Annotated in this window: 6 protein-coding genes; 3 read left to right on the forward strand and 3 right to left on the reverse strand. The window is 71.5% G+C overall.

Annotated elements, in window-relative coordinates:
* Nucleotides 1-827, reverse strand: an 827-nt coding sequence (locus ACOJSN_RS07295; protein WP_420111843.1) for a xanthine dehydrogenase family protein molybdopterin-binding subunit, incomplete at its 3' end; no start/stop codon positions are given.
* Complete coding sequence (gene ggh / locus ACOJSN_RS07300) at nt 824-2,155, reverse strand: glucosylglycerate hydrolase (protein WP_420111844.1); 1,332 nt, start codon at nt 2,153-2,155, stop codon at nt 824-826. The genes ACOJSN_RS07295 and ggh, both read right to left, overlap by 4 nt.
* A gap of 136 nt (nt 2,156-2,291) precedes the next feature.
* Here ggh and ACOJSN_RS07305 point away from each other — a divergent pair, with 136 nt between their 5' ends.
* Both ACOJSN_RS07305 and ACOJSN_RS07310 read left to right on the forward strand, forming a co-directional pair.
* Nucleotides 2,292-3,569 carry an ROK family transcriptional regulator gene (locus tag ACOJSN_RS07305; RefSeq protein WP_420111845.1) on the forward strand — a complete coding sequence of 426 codons (1,278 nt, stop codon included), beginning with the start codon at nt 2,292-2,294 and terminating at the stop codon, nt 3,567-3,569.
* Nucleotides 3,566-4,909: an FAD-binding oxidoreductase gene (locus ACOJSN_RS07310; RefSeq protein WP_420111846.1), complete on the forward strand. Its 1,344-nt coding sequence runs from the start codon at nt 3,566-3,568 to the stop codon at nt 4,907-4,909. The genes ACOJSN_RS07305 and ACOJSN_RS07310 overlap by 4 nt, the downstream gene beginning before the upstream one ends.
* Here the strand turns inward: ACOJSN_RS07310 and ACOJSN_RS07315 are convergent.
* Complete coding sequence (locus ACOJSN_RS07315) at nt 4,887-5,096, reverse strand: dodecin family protein (RefSeq protein ID WP_420111847.1); 210 nt, start codon at nt 5,094-5,096, stop codon at nt 4,887-4,889. The genes ACOJSN_RS07310 and ACOJSN_RS07315 overlap by 23 nt on opposite strands.
* 145 nt (nt 5,097-5,241) lie before the next feature.
* On the opposite strand from ACOJSN_RS07315, the gene ACOJSN_RS07320 reads away from it, so the two are divergent.
* Nucleotides 5,242-6,291 (forward strand): LacI family DNA-binding transcriptional regulator, encoded by a 1,050-nt coding sequence (locus ACOJSN_RS07320; RefSeq protein ID WP_420111848.1) that lies wholly within the window; start codon nt 5,242-5,244, stop codon nt 6,289-6,291.

Genomic DNA, 6,291 nt, shown 5'->3' on the forward strand with positions numbered 1-6,291 from the left:
CGCTTGGCGCCCGCCGCCATCGTCTCCTCGCGTGTCATGTGCACGCGCACCGGGCGGCCGGTCGCGCGCGCCAGCAGCGCGAGGTAGACCGGCATCGGGTCGTCGTTGCGTGAGCCGAACGCCCCGCCCACGGGGTTGGCGATCATCCGCACGTCCGCGACGTCGACGTCGAGGGCGCGCGCCACCTTGCGCTGGTGCAGACCCGGGTTCTGCGACCCGCACCAGATCGTGATGGTCTCGCTCTCGACGACGGCGACGCCCCCGGGCGTGTCGATCGCCACATGCTCTTGGCTCGGGGTGGTGACGTCGCGTCGCAGCACGAGTGCAGCGCCGCTGATCGCGTGCTCGACGTCGCCGGAGCTGAACGCGATCCGACCGGAGATGTATCCGGTCCAGTGCAGCAGCGCTGCGTCGGGTGCGGCGGCAGCCTCCGGGCCGTCGACGACCGGCAGTGGTATGAGGTCGAGCTCGATCGCCGCCAGGGCCGCGTGCGCGGTGGCTTCGTCGTCGGCGGCCACGAGTGCGATCGCCTCACCTACCTGCCTCACCCGATCCGCTGCGAGCACCGGACCGTCGACCTCACGTGGGCCGAGCGCGTTGACCGGCACCTCGGCAGCGGTCAGTACGCAGTGCACCCCGGCGAGAGCGCGTGCGGCGCTGACGTCGATCCGTTCGATGGTCGCGTGCGGCAGGTTCGAACGCAGCACGGCTCCGTGCAACACGGCCTCGGGGCGGAGGTCGGTGACGTAGGTGGTCGCGCCGGTGACGATCTCGCCGGCGTCGATCGCCGGCCGGTTGCGACCCACCCAGGGCGTGGTGGTGGTCATGGCCGGCGCTCCGAGGCTTCCCATGCGAGCGCGGCGGCTGCGGTCCAGGACTGGTCATGGCTGCCGAGCGGTGCGCCGGTGAGGCTGTCGTAGTACTCGGCGAAGGTTCCGTCGGCGAGCTGGTGCAGGCCGGCTGTGGCGATGCGGCGGGCGGGCTCGAGCGCCCCGTGGTGCTGCAGCGCCCAGCTGATCAGCCAGGTGACGACGGGCCAGGTCGGGCCGCGCCAGTAGGTGCGGCTGGCGAACTCCGCGGCATCGGGGGCCGTGGTCGGAGGCAACGGGTGCGCGAGCGCCGGGTGGCCGCACCAGCCCGCGCCCTCCAGCAGCTGCACCAGGCGGTCGTAGTCGGCGCCGGCAGCGCCGCAGATCAGCGGGGCGAAGCCGCCGATCGTCTCTGACGCGATCCACGCCTCGGCCCGCATGTCGTAGTCGCGTGCCAGTCCGGTGGCCGGGTCGATCGTGGCGTCGACGGCGGCACGAGCGCGGTCCGCGATCGCTCGCAGCGCTGCCGCCTCGCGATCACGCCCGACGCGATCCCCCAGCTCGGCCAGCAACCCTGCGGACAGAGCGTGCACCGCCGTCGAGAACACGTCGCCGACGCGGAAGTCGACGGTCGCGCGGGCACGGTCGTCGTCGTAGCCGACCGAGGCGAGCTGTTCCACGAGCCACAGGTAGCGGTCGTAGTCGTCGTCGCCGGGCCGCTCGCTCGTATCCTTGACGTGGCGGGTGTCGGCCCGCACGTACGGCGCCATCTCGCCCGGCAGCACGGCCGCGCTCGGGGCGTCCCAGCGCGGTGAGTTGTCCATACCGGACTCCCAGGGGTGATGGATCTCCATCAGCCCGGTCGCGTGGGTGCTGCGGACCTCGTCGAGCCAGCGGTGCCATCGCAGCCAGTCGTCGAAGGTCTCGTGCAGGAATGTCTCGAGCAGCGCGGGGTCCTCGCCGCCGTTGGCGTCAGCCTGCGCTGCGATCAGCCAGATGGCCAGGCTATGTATGGCCGGCTGACAAATTCCAGACGTCGGCACCTCACGCGGCGCTGACACTGCCTCGCTCGTGCGCCACCGCGCCGGGTCCGGGAAGTAGCCGGGCTCGTCGGTGTAGACGATGTGCGGCAGCATGCCGGTGGCCCACTGCCCGCGCAGCAGGTGGCGCAACTCGGCCAGGGCTCGCTCCACCGACAAGGATCCCCAGCCGATCGCCACAAATGCGGCGTCCCACGACCACTGGTGCGGGTAGAGGCGCGGGGCCGCAACGGTCCGGTCGCCACGGTCGTTCGCACGCAGCACCGCCAGCGCGGCGGCGGCGAGCGAAGAGGTGACTTCGGCCATCGTTGCCCTCCTCCCAGTCGATCCGTCGTGGATCGGTTGTGTTCAGTCGTTGAACATAACGGCTGGCGCGGCCTTCGTCAACGTGGCATCATGAACGCTCGCATACGCGCCAGGATTCGACGACGGCGAGGGACGAGTGGCAGCAGCGGATGACCCGCACGCGGTCCTGAGCGTGCCGGTCGACGAGATCGCACGCCCTGCGGTCGAGGGCCCCACACCGATCGCACCGGCACTGCCGGCCACCTCCTACGGGGCGCTCCTCAACTTCATCCGCTCGCGCCCGGGGCTCACGCGTGCGCAGCTGCTCGCGACCACCGGCATGTCGCGCACCACGCTGTTCGAGCGCCTCGAGGTGCTGTTCCGGCACGGCTACGTCTACCAGGACGGTTCGGCACCCGCCGGATCCGGTGAGCGCCGGCCCGGGCGCCGCTCGGAGCTGCTGCGGTGGGACACCCGGGACAAGGTCGCGATCGTGCTGGACCTCGGTCAGACGCACGCACGCATCTGCGTGACATCCGTCGGCGGTCAGCCGCTGCGCGCGAGGGAGCTGCCGGCAGACATCCACACCGATCCGACCGAGTACCTCGCGACGATCTTCGAGATCGCCGACGTACTGCTGCGAGCGGGACGCGGCGAGACACTGATCGGCGTCGCTGTCGGCATCCCTGCGCCGATCAACCCGGTCACGGGCGGGCTGGGCGCGACCACCGCGATGATGGCGCCCTGGGAGGGCTACCCGCTCTTGGAGGCGCTCAGTGCTCGCTGGCAGGTACCTGCGGTCATCGAGAACGACGCGCGTGCTTTCGCTCTCGGCGAGTCGAGCGTGCTGGGGCCAGGCCGCGCCGTGCTCGCGGTCAAGTACGCCACAGGCATCGGCGCCGGCATCGTCGACGCCGGGCACGTCCTCGCGGGAGCCGACGGAGCTGCCGGCGACATCGGCCACATCCGGATCACCGACGACGGACCGGTGTGCACCTGCGGCCGGCATGGATGCCTCGCCTCCTGGGCCTCCGGACAGGCGTTGATCCGCCGGCTCGAACCCCGCGGCGTCCGGACCCTGTGGGACATCGTCGATCGCGTGGCATCGGATGACCCCGAGGTGTGCACCGTGGTCGACGAGGCGGTCACGCGGCTCTCCCGCGTGCTGTCGACCGTGGTCGCGGCCGCCAACCCCGATGCGCTCGTCCTGGGCGGTGTGCTCGGGCGGATGCCCCGGGTCGTCGCCAAGGTCGAGGAGCTGATCCGCGAAGACGTCGCCGAGCGTGCACGGCACCGACTGCGGGTCAGTGCTGCGCACCTGGGTCCCGATGGAAGCGTGGTCGGCCTCACCCGCAAGCTCGTCGATCTCGTGTACGCGCCGACGGCGATCGACGCCGCCATCCTCGGCAGCGTCGCCAACACCGAGACGCCGTGAGCGACGCGGTGGACTGGGCCGTCGGCTCCGACCCCACGTTCGCCGCCCGCCGAGCCGCCCTCTCGGTCTCGACGTGGCAGCCATCCCGCTCACCTGCAGCCATCGCGCGGCCGCGATCGGCAGCCGAGGTGGTCACCGCGGTGACGTACGCGCGCGATCACGGCCTGCAGCTGGCCGTGCGCAGCGGTGGGCACTCCCTCAGCGCCACCCACCTGGGCGAGGGCGCCGTGACGATCGACCTTCGCCGCCTCGATCGTCTCAAGGTCGACCACGCACGCGGCACCGCCTGGATCGAGCCGGGCGTCACAGTGGCGCAGGCCGCCCGCGAGCTCGACCGCGCCGGCATGGCCTTCCCGATCGGGCACGCCCCGACCGTCGGGCTGGGCGGTTACCTGCTGGCCGGGGGCAACGGCTGGAACACGCCGCAGTGGGGCCACGCGTGCGAGCGAGTGCTGGCAGCCGACGTCGTGCTGCCTGACGGTGAGCGGCGCGTGGTCGACCTGGAGCGCCACTCCGAGATCTGGCGTGCCGTGCGCGGGGCGGGACCGGTGTTCCCTGGTGTCGTGGTGCGGTTCCAGGTGGCGCTCGAGCCAGGTGCCGCGCACGTGCGCCGGGCGTTCGCCACGCTCGAGGCAACCGAGCCCACGGCGCTGGGCGCCGCCATCGACGACCTGCTGAGCGAGCTGCCCACGCCGGTCGAGACCACGGTGTTCTGGCGTCCGGCCACCAGGCGCCGTCCCCGCGCCGAAGCGACGATCGCGCTGACCGCCTTCGACTCGGCGGTCCCGGTTGCCGCGACGCTCGAGCAGCGCGGCTGGCCAACGACCGGAACAGCTCGGATGTCGCTGGCCGACGTGGTCGACGGACTCCCCCGCCACCAGGGTGACGCACTCGCGAGCGACCACGTGTGGACCGATGCACCGTTCGCCGCCTTGCTGCCGCGGTTGAGCCAGCACGAGGACGCCCTGACCGAGCGCTCCTCGATCCTGCTCACCACGTCCTCACGCCGTGCCGACGGCGGTGTTCCCGACCACGCCCTCTACCGCCCGACCGGCAGCACCAGCGTGTCTCCGTATGCCCACTGGGACCCACGCACGCAGGACCGGCGCCCCCAGGTCGAGTGGACCCGCCGGACCACGGCGGCGCTCGCCGATCTCACGACCGGCCACTACGTTGGCGAGGCCGACCTCACGAACAGGCCGGACGCCGTCGGGCGTTGCTTCCCGCCCGAGATCCGCCAGGATCTCGCGGCGATCCTGGAGAGGTACGACCCGCACGAGCGCATGGCGTGGACCGCGCTCGCGCGGGCGCAGCTGCTCAGTCCTCCAGCACGAACGTGACCTCGAGGACCACCTGATAGGCAGTGATGACGCCGTCGGCGACCTCGACCTTCTGCTCCTTCACCCACGCCCCCGAGACGTTGCGGAGAGTCTGGGCCGAGCGGGCCACTCCTGCCTGGATCGCATCCTCGAAGGAGACGTCGGAGCGGGCGGTGATGGTCGTGACGCGTGCGATCGAGCTGGTCATGGTGACCCCTCCAGTGGTTCCTGGACCACCCTCATCGGCGGCCTCGCCGTCCATCGTGTCCCTCCATCGGCGTCGTCGCAAGGAGACCGACCTGCATGCTGCATCGGTGTAACCTGTTTCAGGATCACGCGGACGAAGGATGACGATGCAGACACGAAGCGGGCGACGGGCGACCGTCCGCGATGTTGCCGCTCGCGCTGGCGTCTCGATCGCCACCGTCTCGCGGATCCTCAACAACACCTACACCGCGCCGCCGGAGACCCATCAGCGGGTCATGACGGCGGTCGACGAGCTGGACTACAAGGCCACGACCACCCGGTCGCTCTCCAGCCTCGCCGGCACGATTGCCGTCGCGATGCCGCACCTCAACGGCGGCTACTTCACGGGCATCGCCGCAGGCATCGAGGAGCAAGCGCGATCGGCCGGGATGGCCACATTGATCGGCACCACGGCCAACTCTGCCGACCGGGAGCTGGCCTTCATCGACACGATGCGCAAGCGCGACGTGGAGGCCACGATCCTCATCGGCGCCCTCGCCTCCGGGCCCGACTACGAGAACCTGCTCGCCGAGCACGCGCGTGCGATGGATCGAGCCGGCTCGCGGCTCGTGCTCTGCGGGCGGCCATGGACCGGGCCCGCCGACGCCCCCGTGCACGTGGTCAGCTACGACGCGTTCGCTGCGGCACACTCGGCGACCACCTTCCTGCTCTCGAGCGGACACACGCGTCTCGCGCACCTCGCGGGTCCGCTCGACTACGCGACCGGCCGCCTCCGCGCCGACGGGTTCCGGCAGGCGCTACGCGACTTCGGCGTCGACCCCGAGACGACGCCGATCCTCTCGGTCGCGATGAACCGCGACGCCGGCTACCGCAACGGCAGCGCCCTGATCGAGCAGGGCGTGACGGCGATCTTCACGGCGAACGACGAGCTCGCCGCCGGCGTCCTCGCCGCCGCGCGGGAACGCGGCCTCGGCGTCCCCGCCGACCTCTCTGTCGTGGGGTTCGATGACATCCCCATGGCCCGCGACCTGTGCCCACCACTCACCACGCTGCACATCCCCCGCGAGGAGATGGGCCGCACAGCGGCCCGCATGGCTCTCTACGGCGGCGGCGAACAGCGGGTCCAGATCGGGACCCACATCGTGGTGCGGGAATCGGCGGCACCCCCGAACGGCCGCTCCGCCACGCCCGCCTGA

Source organism: Pseudactinotalea sp. (genome assembly GCF_048594945.1).
GTDB lineage: Bacteria > Actinomycetota > Actinomycetes > Actinomycetales > Beutenbergiaceae > Pseudactinotalea.